The 14,683-nt window shown below is 71.6% G+C and carries 14 protein-coding genes; all 14 read right to left on the bottom strand.

Annotated elements, in window-relative coordinates; all coding sequences use genetic code 11:
• Positions 1-27: 27 nt before the first annotated feature.
• Positions 28-645, bottom strand: a complete 618-nt coding sequence (locus tag ACZ6Y1_RS17340) for a response regulator transcription factor (protein ID WP_469629568.1) — start codon at positions 643-645, stop codon at positions 28-30.
• Positions 642-1,778 carry a sensor histidine kinase gene (locus tag ACZ6Y1_RS17335; protein WP_469629981.1) on the bottom strand — a complete coding sequence of 379 codons (1,137 nt, stop codon included), beginning with the start codon at positions 1,776-1,778 and terminating at the stop codon, positions 642-644. The genes ACZ6Y1_RS17340 and ACZ6Y1_RS17335 overlap by 4 nt, the downstream gene beginning before the upstream one ends.
• A gap of 46 nt (positions 1,779-1,824) precedes the next feature.
• The gene (locus ACZ6Y1_RS17330; RefSeq protein ID WP_469629565.1) at positions 1,825-2,565 is read right to left on the bottom strand and encodes an ABC transporter permease; all 741 of its coding nucleotides are present in this window, start codon (positions 2,563-2,565) and stop codon (positions 1,825-1,827) included.
• Positions 2,562-3,500 (bottom strand): ABC transporter ATP-binding protein, encoded by a 939-nt coding sequence (locus ACZ6Y1_RS17325; RefSeq protein ID WP_469629562.1) that lies wholly within the window; start codon positions 3,498-3,500, stop codon positions 2,562-2,564. The genes ACZ6Y1_RS17330 and ACZ6Y1_RS17325 overlap by 4 nt, the downstream gene beginning before the upstream one ends.
• 139 nt (positions 3,501-3,639) lie before the next feature.
• A complete protein-coding gene (locus ACZ6Y1_RS17320) occupies positions 3,640-5,544 on the bottom strand; it encodes a peptidoglycan binding domain-containing protein (RefSeq protein ID WP_469629557.1) in 1,905 nt (634 codons plus the stop codon).
• Between the two features lie 316 nt (positions 5,545-5,860).
• On the bottom strand, positions 5,861-6,244 hold the full coding sequence (locus ACZ6Y1_RS17315) for a DUF6113 family protein (RefSeq protein WP_469629554.1): 384 nt from the start codon (positions 6,242-6,244) through the stop codon (positions 5,861-5,863).
• A complete protein-coding gene (gene mshB, locus ACZ6Y1_RS17310) occupies positions 6,241-7,137 on the bottom strand; it encodes an N-acetyl-1-D-myo-inositol-2-amino-2-deoxy-alpha-D-glucopyranoside deacetylase (RefSeq protein ID WP_469629551.1) in 897 nt (298 codons plus the stop codon). Before mshB ends, ACZ6Y1_RS17315 begins: the two co-directional genes overlap by 4 nt.
• A gap of 51 nt (positions 7,138-7,188) precedes the next feature.
• Positions 7,189-7,383 (bottom strand): hypothetical protein, encoded by a 195-nt coding sequence (locus ACZ6Y1_RS17305; RefSeq protein WP_053677094.1) that lies wholly within the window; start codon positions 7,381-7,383, stop codon positions 7,189-7,191.
• Between the two features lie 437 nt (positions 7,384-7,820).
• A complete protein-coding gene (locus ACZ6Y1_RS17300) occupies positions 7,821-8,927 on the bottom strand; it encodes an ABC transporter ATP-binding protein (RefSeq protein WP_469629548.1) in 1,107 nt (368 codons plus the stop codon).
• Positions 8,920-9,903, bottom strand: coding sequence for an ABC transporter ATP-binding protein (locus ACZ6Y1_RS17295; RefSeq protein WP_469629545.1), 984 nt, complete (start codon positions 9,901-9,903; stop codon positions 8,920-8,922). Before ACZ6Y1_RS17295 ends, ACZ6Y1_RS17300 begins: the two co-directional genes overlap by 8 nt.
• Positions 9,904-9,915: 12 nt before the next feature.
• The gene (locus ACZ6Y1_RS17290; protein ID WP_469629542.1) at positions 9,916-10,842 is read right to left on the bottom strand and encodes an ABC transporter permease; all 927 of its coding nucleotides are present in this window, start codon (positions 10,840-10,842) and stop codon (positions 9,916-9,918) included.
• A gap of 85 nt (positions 10,843-10,927) precedes the next feature.
• Positions 10,928-11,851, bottom strand: a complete 924-nt coding sequence (locus ACZ6Y1_RS17285) for an ABC transporter permease (protein WP_469629539.1) — start codon at positions 11,849-11,851, stop codon at positions 10,928-10,930.
• Between the two features lie 30 nt (positions 11,852-11,881).
• Complete coding sequence (locus tag ACZ6Y1_RS17280; RefSeq protein ID WP_469629537.1) at positions 11,882-13,510, bottom strand: peptide ABC transporter substrate-binding protein; 1,629 nt, start codon at positions 13,508-13,510, stop codon at positions 11,882-11,884.
• Positions 13,511-13,615: 105 nt separating this feature from the next.
• The gene (locus tag ACZ6Y1_RS17275) at positions 13,616-14,575 is read right to left on the bottom strand and encodes a GNAT family N-acetyltransferase (protein ID WP_469629534.1); all 960 of its coding nucleotides are present in this window, start codon (positions 14,573-14,575) and stop codon (positions 13,616-13,618) included.
• Between the last annotated feature and the right edge of the window lie 108 nt (positions 14,576-14,683).

The raw sequence follows: 14,683 nt of genomic DNA, 5'->3' as shown, positions 1-14,683 counted from the left end.
ACGCCGGAGGGGCTGGATCTCGCGCCGCTAGAGCCAGCCCTTTTCGCGGGCCGTGCGGACCGCTTCCGCCCGGTTGCGGGCCGCCAGTTTCTGGATCGCCGTCGAGAGGTAGTTGCGGACCGTGCCCTGCGAGAGGTGGAGGCGGGCGGCCAGTTCGGCGTTGGTGGCGCCCGACTCCGCCGCCCGCAGGACCTCCCGTTCCCGCTCCGTGAGGGGGTTCGCGCCCTCCGCGAGGGCGGCCGCCGCGAGGGCGGGGTCGATGACCCGCTCCCCGTCGAGGACCTTCCGTACGGCCGCCGCCAGCTGCGCGGCCGGCGCGTCCTTGACCAGGAAGGCGGAGGCGCCCGCCTCCATCGCCCCGCGCAGGTATCCGGGGCGGCCGAAGGTGGTGAGGATGACGATGCGGAGGTCGGGGAGGGCGGCGCGCAGGGCCGCGGCCGCCTCTATGCCGGTCATGCCCGGCATCTCGATGTCCAGGAGGGCCACGTTCACGTCGTGCGCGCGGGCCACCTCCACCACCTCGTCGCCGCGGGCGACCTGGGCCAGTACCTCGATGTCCGGCTCCAGGCCGAGCAGCGCGGCGAGGGCCTCGCGGACCATCGACTGGTCCTCCGCCAGCAGGATGCGGATGGGGCGTGGGCTCATGACCGAGATCCTAGGGGGATGCGGGCGACCAGTCGGAAGCCGGATGTGCCGGCCGGGCCGGCCGACAGGGTGCCGCCGACCGCCTCCAGGCGTTCCGTCAGGCCGGTGAGGCCGTTGCCGGGGGTGGCGTGGCCGCCCGCGCCGTCGTCCCGGACCGTCAGCTCCACCACCGGGCCCTCCAGCGTCTGGGGCGTCTCCAGGCTGACCGCGCACCGCTTCGCGCCGCTGTGCCGGACCACGTTCGTGACCGCTTCACGCAGCGACCAGGCCAGGGCCGACTCCTGTTCCTCGGTCAGTTCGCCCGGCAGGTCGGTGCCGTCCCCCGCGGGCAGCTTCGCGACGACGCCGGCGGCCGCCAGCGCGGTCCGGGCGCCCGCGAGTTCTCCGGGCAGGGTGGGCCGCCGGTAGCCGCTCACGGCTTCGCGTACGTCGACCAGCGCCTGGCGGCTGACCTGCTCGATGTCCGCGACCTGCTGGGCGGCCCGGTCGGGGTGGTCGGGCAGCATCCGGCCGGCCAGCTCGCTCTTGAGCGTGATCAGGGACAGCGAGTGGCCCAGCAGGTCGTGCAGGTCGCGGGCCATCCTCAGGCGTTCCTCGTTGGCGGCGAGCTGCGCCACCGTGGCCCGCGCCTCGCGCAGTTCCAGGGTGGTGCGGATCATGGCGCGGATGCCGACCATCGCGAAGCCGCCCATCAGCGCCGGAATCAGCAGGCCGGCCAGGTAGGCGTCTCCGCCGGGCACCGCGTAGGCGGTGGCCGTCAGGAGCGCGGTGGCGGCCGGGACCGTCCAGCGGGAGACCTCGCCCGGCAGTGCGGCGCCGGAGGAGATGGACACGTAGACGAAGAGCACCAGCCATTCGCGGCCCAGCGTCAGCGACAGGACGGTGGCCTGCGCGGCGAGCACGGCCAGCGAGACCAGGACCCTCGGGACGGCCATCTGCCGGACGGTGCGGAAGACCAGCACCAGGTACCAGGCGACGAAGGCGACGAGGCCCAGCGCCCCCAGGATCCGGGGCCCGGTGGCGTGCCCGCCGCGGATCAGGTCGGTGACGGGCGCGCTCAGGTAGAACAGCCAGATGCCGATCCACAGGGCCTTCACCAGCTGCTGGCGGAAGGTCAGCGGCTTCACGCCCATCCCCAATCGGGGGACGTCTTCGGCTTCCTTGGTCAGCGCCACGGCTTCACGCCTTCAGTGAGTCCTTGCGGTACAGCCAGGCGGCCGCACCGGTGAACAGTACGAAGTACACCGCGAGGATCGCCACGTCCTTCGCGTGGGGGGCTCCGCCGAGCTCGATGGCCTGGCCGAGACCGGTGTAGGCGCGCGTGGGGAGCCATTCGCAGACGTTGCGGAGCCACTGCGGGAAGTTCGCGGTGGGCATCCACAGGCCGCCGAGGATGGAGAGGCCGAAGTAGACCAGCATCGTGATGGGGCGGACGTTGTCCCCGCTGGCGAGGTAGCCGAGGGCGACGCCGAGCGCGGCGAAGACGAGGCTGCCGGCCCAGATGGCGCCGGTGAGGGCGAGCCACTGCCAGGCGTCGAACCGTACGTCCTTCACGGTGGCGGCCACCGCGAAGACGACGAGGATGGCCGGGAGGGACAGGACCCCGGCTCCGGCGGTCTTGGCGAGGACGTAACCGCGGCCGGGGAGGGGGGTGAGGCGCAGCTGGCGGACCCAGCCCTTCTCGCGTTCCTTGGCGATGCGCTCGCTGTTGCCCACCAGGACGGCGGTCAGGGCGCCGAAGGAGGCCATGGCGACCATGTAGAAGGCGGGCATGGTCAGTTCGGTGCCCATGACCTTGGTGGTGCCGTCGAGGGTGCCGCCGAGCATCAGGAACAGGGCGGCCGGGTAGAGGACCGTGAAGAAGAGGTACTTCTTGTTGCGCAGGGCGCGGACGATCTCGAGCTTGATGAGGGCGTTCACTTCGTGGCCTCCTCGGCCTCGGTGAGGGCGATGAAGGCCTGTTCCAGGCCGAGGCCCGCGACCTCCAGATTGCGGGGGTAGAGCCCCAGTGCGTACAGGGCGTGGACGGTCGCGTCGGCGTCGCGGGACTGGATCCGTACGGTGTCGCCGTGCTGTTCGAAGGACGTCAGGAAGGGCAGCTCGCGCAGGCGGGAGGTGTCGGCCGGGTCGGTCACGTCGAAGGTGATCTTCCGGGCTCCGGCCTTCGCCTTGATCTCCGCGGCGGTGCCGTCGGCGAGGACGCGGCCCTTGGAGAGGACGATGACGCGGTCGGCGATCGCGTCGGCCTCCTCCAGGTAGTGCGTGGCGAAGAGGACGGTGCGGCCCTGCTCGGCCTGTTCCCGCATGGTGGCCCAGAAGGACTGGCGGGAGGTCACGTCCATGCCGGTGGTCGGCTCGTCGAGCACGATGAGGTCGCTGTCGCCGACGGTGGCGAGGGCGAAGCGCACGCGCTGCTCCTGGCCGCCGGAGAGCTTGTCGACCTTGCGGTCGGCGATCTTGTCGATGCCGGCCCGGGAGAGGACCTGGTCGACCGGGTGCGGGCGGGGGTGCAGGGCGCAGCCGAGCGCCACGATCTCCCGTACGGTCACCTCCTCCATCAGGCCGCCGCTCTGGAGCATCGCGCCGACGCGGCCGGCGGCGACGGCCTCGCGCGGGGTGGTGCCGAAGAGCCGTACGGAGCCGGAGTCGGCGGGGCGCAGGCCGAGGAGGAGGTCGAGGGTGGTGGACTTGCCGGCGCCGTTGGGGCCGAGGAGCGCGACGGTCTCGCCCGGGTGGAGCGCGAGGGAGAGCCCGTCGACCGCCCGGACCGTGCCGTAGCTCTTGGTCACGTTCTCGAAGCTCACCACGGTGTCGGTGGCGGGCTGCGCGGTGCGTGTCGCGGTCGTCGTCGTCATGGGTAGAGCTTCGCCGCCTGGGGGTGCCGCGCGGCAGTGTCGCCCGTCGTGAGGGCCGCATGACGGATGTCATGCCGTGGACATGACGGTGCCCCCGCCCGGGGTCCGGGCGGGGGCACGGTCGTGAGCCCAGGGTCGTCTAGCTGGGGTTGGTGTCGACGACCACGGTGCGCTCGGCCGTGGTCTTGCCGCGCAGGGCCTTGGTGAGGGCGCCGGCCACGTCCTGCGGGGTGACCGGGGTCTTCTCGCCGGTGCCCCGGGTGATCAGGACCCCGTCCCAGGTGTTCCCGTACGTGGCCTTGAGCGCTTCGAGGTCGTACTTCTCGACGAGGTGGCCGTCCACGGGCTGCATGCTGAGGATCTTGGGCAGGGACTTGGCGCCGAAGGCGATGGGCTTGTTGCCGATCTTGACGATGGCGTTGGCGGACATCGCGGGCTCGGCGAACTCCTTCATCGCCCGGTCGATCTCGGCCTGTTCGATGGTCGGCGCCTTGGTGGTGACGGGCAGTTCGGGCGGGGCCGACTTGCCGGTCTCGACCATGGCGCGGAAGGCCTTGGCGACGATGGGGACGGAGGCGTCGACGTCGAGGGTGGTGCCGGCCTTGCCGGGGACGGCGACGGCCTTGCCGGTGTCGAACTTGATCGTCGCCTCGGTGGCGGTGCCCGCGGTTCCGGCGAGTTCCTGGAGGGCCACCTGGAGCTTCTCCTCGTCGACCGGCATCACCGGGTCGGCGACGCGCTGGTTGCCGAGGAGCGAGCCGATGACGGTGATCGGGTTGTAGTCGCTGCCGGCCGCGTTGCGGACGGTGGTCTGGGCGTCGAGGCTCAGGCCGGCCTTGTCGGGCTTCAACTCGGCCTGCTTGCCGCCGACGCTCACCTGGAGCGGGGCGGCGGCGCGCGTGCCGAAGGCGGTCTGGAGCTTGGCCACGGCCTCGTCGCGGCTGCCGCTGATGTCGACGCCGAGGACGGTGGTGCCCTTGGGGACGTCGGAGTGGTTCAGCAGCAGGCCGGCGCCGTAGGCCACGCCGAACAGGACGACGACGCCGCCGCCGATCAGGACCGCCTTGGAGCGGCCCTTCTTCTTGGCGGGGGCGGCCTTCGCCTGCGCGGGCGCGGGGCGCGGCGCGGCCGGCCCGGGCGCCGGAACGCGCGCCGTGGAGGGGGACGGGGTGTCCAGGCCGGGACCGGGCCAGCGGGGCGGCGCGTCCGCGCCGCCGGGGCCGCTGCCGAGTCCGGGACCGGCGGTGGGGCCGGCGGGGCCGGCGGCCTGATCGGCCCGGAACGTCTGCAGGGGCTGCGTGCCGTCGACGCCGAGGGCGTCGGGGCCGGGGGCACCGGGGACCAGGCCGCCCGGTACGGGGCCCGCGGGGGCCGGGGCGCCGGGCACGGGACCCGGGCCGAAGCCGTGGGCGAGGTCCGACATCGGCGCGGCGGGCGTGGGCGGCCGGGGCGCGAAACCGGCGCCGGGCACGGCCGGGTTCGGCGGCATCGGCGCCTGTCCGGGCGCGGGGGCCGCGGCCGCCATCGGGCCGGGGAGCGAGTCGCCGAGGAGCGGCGCACCGGGGAGCGGCGCACCGGGGAGAGAGGCACCGGCGGAGCGGGTCGGCAGCTGCGGGGCGGCCGGACCTCCGGCGGCCGGGCCCCCGGCGGACCGGGTCGGCAGCGGCGCGGGGGCCGGGGCGGGCGCGGGGGCCGGCGCCGGGGTGGGTGCCTTGCGGGGGGCGAACCAGTTGCTGGTCGGTGCCTCGGCCTCGGCGGCCGGCTCGGGCTCGGCCTGGATCCGGGTCGGCTGGGGCTTCGGCCGCTGCTCCAGGCGCGGCTCGGCCTGGGCGGGCGCGGCCGGCAGGGCCGGGCGCTGCGCCGGCTCGGAGTGCTGCGGCGCGTCCGGGCCGTTGTCCGCCGAGCCCGAGTTGGTGCCCATGGGCTTGCGTACGACCACGGGCGGGATCGGCCGCGAACCCGGGATGTTGATCCGGATCCGGGTCGTCAGCGTGGTCTCGGTCTTGGGCCCGTCGGGATCGGGCGTTGACGGGTTCGAGGTCACAGGGGTCTCCTCCGGGGACTGGCCGGTTCCATACGGCGGCGTACCCGAGGGGTAGGCGGCTCCACCGGGCCCTTTGGACCCGGAGGACGAACTGGCGGTTTCACGACTCAAGGCAGGTTCTCCCGGTTGGCTCCGCCGCCCGTCATACCGTGCGCGGGCAGCTCGGCGGCCCGTCCACCATACTGGCCGCCGCCCGGACGCAACTGACCCCGGGGATTCAGGGGTTCCCCGGACCCCTCACCGAACCCCCGCCCGGCGGCCCGACGGCCCCTCGCCCGCAGCCTCCCAGGATTGCTCGACGGAGTCCGACACCACGTCACTTGACGGGCCGTGCGGCCGGAATCGGCCGGTCGAGCGGGCCGCGCAGGGTGGCGCACATCACAGCGAGCACCGTACCGCCCAAAAGGTAGGCGTACATACCGATTCCGGACGAACTCAGCAGGAAGTCGCCCTCGGGCCGCGGGACACCGAGCATCACGTACGCGAGGAACCAGCCGGCCACGGGCCCGCCCACGCCGAGCCCCGTCCCGAGGGCGATCCGGCCGCCCAGGAACAGCCCGAAGAGGGCCAGCAGCGCGAGCAGCAGCCCGAAGGGGAACCACAGGTCCACTACGAGCCAGCCGGCCAGGCCGGTCAGCGCGCCGAGGACCAGCAGGCCCAGGGCGGCGGCGATCCGCCCCGGGGTGAGCGCCGCGGTCATGCCCCGACCCCCGCGAACAGGTCGCGCTCGCGCTCGCCCGCCGGGGCGCCCGGCTCGCCCGCGACGAGTTCGTAGTACTCGCGGGTGAACAGCGGCTGCCCGAGGTCGTTGGAGAGCGCGAAGAAGGCCCCCTCCACGGCGATCTGGGTGGCGTGGGCGCGCATCGCGGCCGCCTTCGCCGCCGCGAGCTCCGCGGGCGCCTCGATCTCGGCGGTGATCCGCTCGTCGGCGACGACCCCGGGCACGTCCTTCGGGGAGGCGATCCCCGGGAAGGGCGACTCGGTCCCGGTCGCCCGCAGTTCGGCGAAGCCCTCCTCCACCACGGAGAGCGGGACGCGGTTCCAGTAGACCTTCGCGATCCGGTGCGGCTCGCCGAGGTCGCGCCGGTAGGCGCCCTCCGCGGCCAGTTCGGCGGCGCGGGTGGCGACCCGGTGGGCCTGGATGTGGTCGGGGTGCCCGTATCCGCCGTCGGGGTCGTAGGTGATGAGCACCTGCGGGCGGACCTCGCGGATCACCTCGACGAGGTGGGCGGCGGCCTCGTCCACCTCGGCGGACCAGAAGGCCTCGGGACGGTCGTTCTGCGGGGCGCCCATCATCCCGGAGTCCCGGAAGCGGCCGGGGCCGCCGAGGAACCGGTGGTCGGTGACCCCGAGTTGCGCCATGGCGTCGGCGAGCTCGCCGACGCGGTGGGCACCGAGGGTGTCGTCGCGGTCGGCCGTGAGGTGCGCGAGGGCGGGCGGGATGACCTCGCCCTCCTCGCCGAGGGTGCAGGTGACCAGCGTGACGTGGGCGCCCTCGGCCGCGTACTTGGCCATGGTGACGCCGTTGTTGATCGACTCGTCGTCCGGGTGCGCGTGCACGAGGAGCAGCCGACGGGCGGGGAGACCGTTCATGGGCCCAGCCTAGGGCCTGTCTTTCGGCTCAGGCCGGATCGGTCGCCGGGCTCAGAACTTGAGGCCGCTGATCATGCTCGCCACGTTGGAGGTGAGCTGGCTCAGGGTCGGGGCGATCGTGGAGCTCGCCAGGTAGAAGCCGAGCAGTACGCAGACCACCGCGTGTCCCGCTTTCAGGCCCGACCTGCGGACCAGCAGGAAGACGACGATCGCCAGCAGCACCACGGCCGAGATCGAGAGTGCCACGGCGGTTCACCTCCACGTCGAGCGGACATCGGTACGCGCATCAGTGCTCGGCAGGACTCATACCCACCATCTGCTACGGATCATAACTATCCGTACCAGCGCATCGATCGAATTCCGGCAGCACGAGGGGCGCACGCCGCGCATGGGCTGGGTCACACCAGAGGCCGACCGGAGGGGTTCTGGCCCCCTCCGGTCGGCTGTCGGCACCCGCACGGCCGCACGTCACACAGGCTGCACGCCCCGGATCTCGGGGCAGAAACGGTCAAGTTGCCTACATGTTAACCGAGTTGCACTCCCATCTCGCCATCCCTAACGGTCGGCCGGAGGCCGTAGGGCGTGGCCGGAAATGATCGGTGCTCCGGCATGTCCGGCGCGGCGGGGGCGCATTCGGCCGGAACGGCCCGGACGTGCGCCCCGGACGGGCGCCCTGCGCCGGGTCATACGCCCCCGGTGTCCGGGGTCTCCCCGACCGCGCCGCCCTCCGGCGGCACGTGCGGCACATGCGGCACATGCGGCACGGCCGGCACGGGCGGCACCACCTGCTTCTCCGCCGCGAAGTGACAGGCCGAGGGGTGGGCCGCCGGGCCGGAGGGAAAGGCCTCGGGCACGGCGAGCAGCGGCACCTCCGCCGTGCAGCGGGGCTGCGCCTTCCAGCAGCGGGTGCGGAAGCGGCAGCCCGACGGCGGGTTGGCCGGGGAGGGGACGTCGCCGCTGAGGATGATCCGCTCGCGGTGGGCGCGGGCCTCGGGGTCGGGGACGGGCACCGCCGACAGCAGGGCCTGCGTGTACGGGTGGGTCGGGTGGTCGTAGATCTCGGCGTCGGAGCCGATCTCCACGATCCGGCCCAGGTACATCACCCCGACCCGGTCGGAGATGTGCCGCACGATCGACAGGTCGTGCGCGATGAACACGTAACTCAGGTCGAACTCGTTCTGGAGCCGCTCCAGGAGGTTGATCACCTGGGCCTGGACGGAGACGTCGAGCGCGGAGACCGGCTCGTCGGCGACGATGATCTCGGGCCGCAGGGCGAGGCCGCGGGCGATGCCGATGCGCTGGCGCTGGCCGCCGGAGAACTGGTGCGGGTAGCGGTTGACGTACTCGGGGTTGAGGCCGACCACGTCGAGGAGCTCCTGGACCCTGCGGCGCCGGTCGCCCTTCGGGGCCACCTCGGGGTGGATCTCGTACGGCTCGCCGATAATGTCGCCGACCGTCATACGGGGGTTGAGCGAGGTGTACGGGTCCTGGAACACCATCTGGATGTTGCGGCGGACGGCCTTGAGGGCCCGGCCCGACAGTGTGGTGATGTCCTCGCCCTTGTACGAGATCGCGCCCGCGGTCGGGCGTTCCAGGTTCACCAGCATCTTGGCGACGGTGGACTTGCCGCAGCCGGACTCGCCGACGATGCCGAGGGTCTCGCCGGCCCGCAGTCCGAAGGAGACCCCGTCCACGGCCTTGACCGCGCCGACCTGTTTGCGGAAGACGATGCCCTGGGTCAGCGGGTAGTGCTTGACCAGGTCCTTCACTTCGAGAAGGGGCTCAGCCATGGAGGCACTCCTTCCAGAAGTGGCAGGCGCTGGTCCGCTCCCCGGGGGTCCCGGTCACCGCGTACAGGGGCGGTACGTCGGTGCGGCACACGGCCCGGGCCATCGGGCAGCGCGGGTTGAAGGCGCAGCCGGAGGGGATGGCCAGCAGGTTCGGCGGCAGCCCCTTGATGGCGTAGAGCTCCTGGCCCTTCAGGTCCAGGCGCGGGATCGAGTCCAGCAGGCCGCGGGTGTACGGGTGTGCCGGGGCCTTGTAGATGGCGTGGACGGGGGCCGCCTCGACGATCCGGCCCGCGTACATGACGGCGATCTTGTCGGCCACGTCGGCGACCACGCCCAGGTCGTGGGTGATCAGGATGAGGCCCATGTGCAGCTCGCGCTGGAGCTCTGCCAGCAGGTCCATCACCTGGGCCTGGACGGTGACGTCCAGGGCGGTGGTCGGCTCGTCCGCGATGATCAGGGAGGGCTCCAGGGCCAGCGCCATGGCGATCATGATGCGCTGGCGCATGCCGCCCGAGAACTGGTGCGGGTAGTCCCCCACCCGCGCCCTGGCCGCGGGGATCTTCACCCGGTCCATCAGCTCGACGGCCTTGGCCTTGGCGTCCTTGCGCGACATCCCGCGGTGCACCTCGTACATCTCGCCGAGCTGCGCGCCCACGCTCAGTACGGGGTTCAGGGAGGACAGCGCGTCCTGGAAGATCATGGCCATCCCGGCGCCCCGGACCTTGCGCCGTTGGTCCTCCTTCATCTTCAGGAGGTCCTCGCCCTTGAACAGGATCTCGCCGCTGGTGATGCGGCCGGGCGGCATGTCCAGAATGCCCATCACGGCCTGGGCGGTCACCGATTTGCCGGAGCCGGACTCGCCGAGCACGGCGAGGGTCTCGCCCGCGTCCACGGAGTAGGCGACGCCGTTGACCGCCTTCGCGACTCCGTCGCGCGTCTTGAATTCCACGTGCAGGTCGCGGACTTCGAGCAGCATGTACGGGGCTCCTCAGCGCAGCTTGGGGTCGAGGGCGTCGCGCACCGCGTCGCCGAGCATGATGAAGGCGAGCACCGTGATGCTCAGGGCGCACGCGGGCCAGAACAGCATGTGCGGGGCGTTGCGGATCTGGGTGGCGGCGTTGGAGATGTCGATGCCCCAGGAGACGGTGGGCGGTCGCAGTCCCACGCCGAGGAAGGACAGGGTCGCCTCCAGGGAGATGTACGTGCCCAGCGCGATCGTGGCGACGACGATGACGGGGGCGACGGCGTTGGGGCCGACGTGCCGCAGCAGCAGCCGGCCGTTGCCCGCGCCGAGGGCGCGGGCGGCCTGGACGTAGTCGTTCTGCTTGGCGGTGATCACCGAGCCGCGGGCGATGCGGGCGATCTGCGGCCAGCCGAGGAGCACGATGAAGCCGACGACCGGCCAGACGGTGGTGCTGGTGACGACCGACAGGAAGACCAGGCCGCCGAGGACGACCGGGATGCCGAAGAAGATGTCGGCGACCCGGGAGAGCAGGGAGTCGCCCCAGCCTCCGAAGAAGCCGGCGAGGCCGCCGAGGGCGGAGCCGAGCAGGGCGGCGCCGAGGGTGGCGCAGACGCCCACGGTGATGGAGGCACGGGCTCCGTAGACGGTGCGGGTGTAGACGTCACAGCCCTGGGTGTCGTAGCCGAACGGGTGGCCGGGTTCGGAGCCCTGCTGGGACTTGGAGAGGTCGCACTGGAGGGGGTCGCCGCTCGCGATGAGCTGCGGCCAGACCGAGATGACGACGAGGAAGAGGATCAGAGCCGCGGAGACGAGGAAGACGGGGTTGCGGCTCAGCTGGTGCCAGGCGTCGGACCACAGGGAGCGGGCCCGCTCCCGGGGACCCGGGGCGCCCGGTCCGGCGGTCTTCTCGATGCCTTCCACGCTTTCGGCCTCGTCCAGCGCGAGATCCATGGGTCCCCCTTGGCCCGTGGGAGAGACCGCCTCCTTCGGACGGGGGCCCACGGGGTCGAAGCCGGCGGGTTCGGGGCGCTCGGGATCAGGCATAACGGATCCTCGGGTCCAGGACCGCGTAGAGCAGGTCGACGAGCAGGTTCGCCAGCAGGAAGACGATGACGAGGATGGTCACGAACCCGACCACCGTGGGCGAGTTGTTGCGCAGGATGCCCTGGTAGAGCTGGTAGCCGACGCCGTGGATGTTGAAGATCCGCTCGGTGATGATGGCCCCGCCCATCAGGGCGCCGATGTCGGTGCCGATGAAGGTGACCACCGGGATCAGGGAGTTGCGCAGCAGGTGGCGGGTGACGACCCGGCGGCGCGGCAGGCCCTTGGCGACGGCGGTGCGGACGTAGTCGGCCTTGACGTTCTCGGCGATGGAGGTGCGGGTCAGGCGCGTGACGTACGCCAGGGAGACCAGGGCGAGCACGAGGCCGGGCAGGATCAGCTCGTTGAACGGGGCGTCCGGGGAGACGGTGGAGCGCACCCAGTGCAGTTGGGCGCCGAAGACGAACTGGAGCAGGTAGCCCGTCACGAACGTGGGCACGGAGATGACCACGAGGGTCATCACCAGCACGGAGGTGTCGGTGGCCTTGCCCCGGCGCAGTCCGCTGATCACGCCGAGGGTGATGCCGATGACGATCTCGAAGAAGATCGCGACCAGGGTCAGGCGCAGGGTGACGGGGAAGGCCGAGGCCATCAGCTCGGTCACCGACTGGCCGTTGAAGGCCGTGCCGAAGTCGCCCTGGAAGATCTGGCCCATGTAGTGCAGGTACTGCCTCCACAGGGGCTGGTCGAGGTAGAGGTCCTTGCGGATGCGCGCGGCGGTCGCCGGGTCGGGGGCCTTGTCGCCGAAGAGGGCGGCGACCGGGTCGCCGAGCGTGTACACCATGAAGAAGATCAGGAACGTGCTGCCGATGAACACGGGGATCATCTGGAGCAGCCGCCGGATCACATAACGTCCCATGGACTGCTCCAGGTTCGATCCGGGGGTCGGTCAGCTGACCTTGATCTGGTCGTACACCGGGACGCTGAACTGGTTGAGCGTCACGTCCGAGAGCCGCTCGGAGTAGCCCGCGCTGCCGTTCTGGTACCAGAGGGGGATGGACGGCATCTGCTGGGCGAGGACCTTCTCGGCGTCCTGGAACTTCGTGATCGCCGTGGCGGAGTCGCTCTCCCGGTTGGCCTCGTCGACGAGCTTGTCGAAGTCCGGGTTGCTGAACTTGCCGTAGTTGGAGGAGGCGCCGGTGTAGTACAGCGGCTGCAGGAAGTTCTGGATCAGCGGGTAGTCGGCCTGCCAGCCGGAGCGGAAGGGGCCGGTGAGCTTGTAACTGCTCTGCTGGTTGCGGAAGTCGGCGAAGGTGCCGACCGGGTTGACCGTGCAGACGGGTCCCTCGCCCAGCGCGTTGTTGACGCTGTTGCAGACGGCGTCCATCCAGTCGCGGTGCGAGCCGGTGTCCACGTTGGAGGTCAGCGTGACCTTGCCGCCGGGCAGGCCGCCGCCCTCCTGGATGAGCTTCTTGGCCTCGGCCGGGTCGTAGACGCAGGCGTCGCCGCAGATCGTCGCGGAGAAGCCGCCCTTCTCACCGAGGGCCGGGGAGGTCCAGTCCTTGGCGGGGGTGCGGGTCTCACGGAAGATCTGCTTGGTGATCTCGTCGCGGTTGATGGCCCGCGAGATGCCCTGGCGGACCTTCTCGCTGCCCTCCTTGTTCCACTGCGGGTCGTACAGCGGGAAGGTGAGGGTCTGGATGATGAGGGCCGGCTGGTTGATGTAGCGGTCGCCGAGGTCGTTCTTGACGTTCTTCAGCTGCTGCGCCGGGACGTCGTCGACGAGGTCGAGGTTGCCGGAGATCAGGTCGGTGTAGGCGGTGTTGTTGTCGGTGTAGACCTTGAGGTCGACGCCGCTGTTCTGCGCCTTGTCCGGGCCGGCGTACGCGTCCCACTTGCGCAGCTGCATCCCGGTGCCCTTGGTGTACGAGTTCACGGTGTAAGGGCCGTTGCCGACGGGCTTGTTCAGCCAGCCGGAGTGGTCGGTGAAGAAGGACTTGGGCAGGGGGGAGAAGGCCTGGTAGCCGAGGGTCTCGGGCCAGGTGGAGAACTTGTCCTTCAGGGCGACCGTGAAGACGGTGGGGCTCTTGACGACCAGCCCGGACATCGTCTTGGCCTTGGGCTCGCCGGACGCCGGGTGCACGTCCGCGTAGCCGACGATGTCGGAGAAGAAGGGCGAGTTGTTCTGCTTGTTGCGCACGTCCGCGCCGTAGTTCCAGGCGTCCACGAAGGACTGGGCGGTGACGGGCTCGCCGTTGCTGAACTTCCAGCCGTCCTTGAGTGTGATCGTGAAGTTCTGGCTGTCCGTCGTCTCGATCTTCTCGGCGACCATGTTGTTCGCCTGGCCGGTCTTCGGGTCGTACCGCTTGAGACCGCGGAAGAGCATGTCGAGCACCTTGCCGCCCTGCACCTCGTTGGTGTTGGCCGGCTCCAGCGGGTTCTGGGGATCGCCCCAGGAGGAGCTGACGATTCCCGAGCCACCGCCCCCGCCGCTGTCACTGCCGCCGCCGCAGGCCGTCGCCGCGAGGGCGACGGCCACCGCACATGCGGCCCACTTGGCGTGGGTGGCTCCGCGCATGAAGTGCCTCCTGTGATCCCAAGACTCGATTGGGGTCAATGTCGCCCCATAAGGGGCCCCGTGCACTTCAGGTTGGACCGATTGCACCCTCACGTCCGATGCCTGTCACCCATGCGGGTGCAAAGGCAGCTCCCACGTCCCGACCGCGTAGTGCAGGCCCATGCCGTGCGCCTCGTACAGCGCGAGCGCGCCGGTCTCGTTGCGGATGTCGACGCCGAGACCGACGGTGCGCCGGCCGCGGGCGGCGTAGGCGGCGAAACCGTGGCGCAGCAGGTACCCGCCGATGCCGCGGCCGCGCAGGTCCTCCCGTACGCCGAGATGGCTTATCCAGCCCATGGCGGTGCGGTCGTCGCGGGTGAGGAGCACGGCCACGTCGCCCCGGCCGGGCAGGGAGGCGATCCAGACGAGGGACCAGTCGAGCGTGCGGGCGTCGATGTGGTCGAGCCACGGCTCGTACGCGCGCTCCACGTGCCCGAAGTGTGCGGCGAAGGTCTCCTCCACCAGGGCGTGGGCCCGGCGGCGGTCGGCCACGTCGGTGGCGCAGTGGCGCAGGGTCAGCCCCTGCGGCGGCGCCGGCGGGAGGTCCGCGGCGGGGGCGAGGGCCCTGGTCATCACCTGGTGGCGGCGCACGGTGCGGTAGCCGCGGGCGGTCAGCAGGGAGAGGTCGATGGTGGGTTCGACGTTGAGCTGGATCCGCAGGCGGCCCTGATCGGCCCCGGCCGCCAGGGCCAGTTCACGGGCCCGGCGCTCCATGAGCGCGAGCAGCCGGACGGCGGCCTCCTCGTGCTCCGGGCCCGGCAGCACGTAGTGGTCCCCGTCGACACGGCCGGGGCCGGAGTCGGCCCAGACGAGGGCGTAGGCCACGAGGCGGCCCGCGCGGAAGGCGAGCCAGGAGTCGGTGGCCAGGTCGATCCCGGGGTGGTTGAGATCGGCTTCGACGGTGCCGAGGTCGGTCTCCGGTCTGCCGATCTCGGCGATGTCGACGGCGTTGAGCAGGGCGCAGATGTCGGGCGCGTCCCCGGGCCCGGCGGGCCGGACGCACAGCGGACGGTGCGGTTCTCGCATCCGCACACTGTCCGGGCGCGCACACGGCCCGCGCAACTCCGCCCGGGGGCCGATCCAGCCTCGCCGGCGTTTGAGGCGCGGGGTCCGGGGCGGAGCCCCGGCGGCGGC

It is taken from the genome of Streptomyces sp. NPDC053432 (assembly GCF_055585365.1).
This window is presented reverse-complemented; position numbering and strand designations above follow the sequence as displayed.

What these genes read in the sequence shown, in the direction of transcription:
- mshB (WP_469629551.1), bottom strand. Translation starts at nt 7,137, where the DNA reads ATGAACGGTCTCCCCGCCCGTCGGCTGCTCCTCGTGCACGCGCACCCG.
- ACZ6Y1_RS17300 (WP_469629548.1), bottom strand. Translation starts at nt 8,927, where the DNA reads ATGGCTGAGCCCCTTCTCGAAGTGAAGGACCTGGTCAAGCACTACCCG.
- ACZ6Y1_RS17290 (WP_469629542.1), bottom strand. Translation starts at nt 10,842, where the DNA reads ATGGATCTCGCGCTGGACGAGGCCGAAAGCGTGGAAGGCATCGAGAAG.
- ACZ6Y1_RS17335 (WP_469629981.1), bottom strand. Translation starts at nt 1,778, where the DNA reads ATGGGCGTGAAGCCGCTGACCTTCCGCCAGCAGCTGGTGAAGGCCCTG.
- ACZ6Y1_RS17340 (WP_469629568.1), bottom strand. Translation starts at nt 645, where the DNA reads ATGAGCCCACGCCCCATCCGCATCCTGCTGGCGGAGGACCAGTCGATG.
- ACZ6Y1_RS17295 (WP_469629545.1), bottom strand. Translation starts at nt 9,903, where the DNA reads ATGCTGCTCGAAGTCCGCGACCTGCACGTGGAATTCAAGACGCGCGAC.
- ACZ6Y1_RS17275 (WP_469629534.1), bottom strand. Translation starts at nt 14,575, where the DNA reads ATGCGAGAACCGCACCGTCCGCTGTGCGTCCGGCCCGCCGGGCCCGGG.
- ACZ6Y1_RS17315 (WP_469629554.1), bottom strand. Translation starts at nt 6,244, where the DNA reads ATGACCGCGGCGCTCACCCCGGGGCGGATCGCCGCCGCCCTGGGCCTG.
- ACZ6Y1_RS17285 (WP_469629539.1), bottom strand. Translation starts at nt 11,851, where the DNA reads ATGGGACGTTATGTGATCCGGCGGCTGCTCCAGATGATCCCCGTGTTC.
- ACZ6Y1_RS17325 (WP_469629562.1), bottom strand. Translation starts at nt 3,500, where the DNA reads ATGACGACGACGACCGCGACACGCACCGCGCAGCCCGCCACCGACACC.
- ACZ6Y1_RS17280 (WP_469629537.1), bottom strand. Translation starts at nt 13,510, where the DNA reads ATGCGCGGAGCCACCCACGCCAAGTGGGCCGCATGTGCGGTGGCCGTC.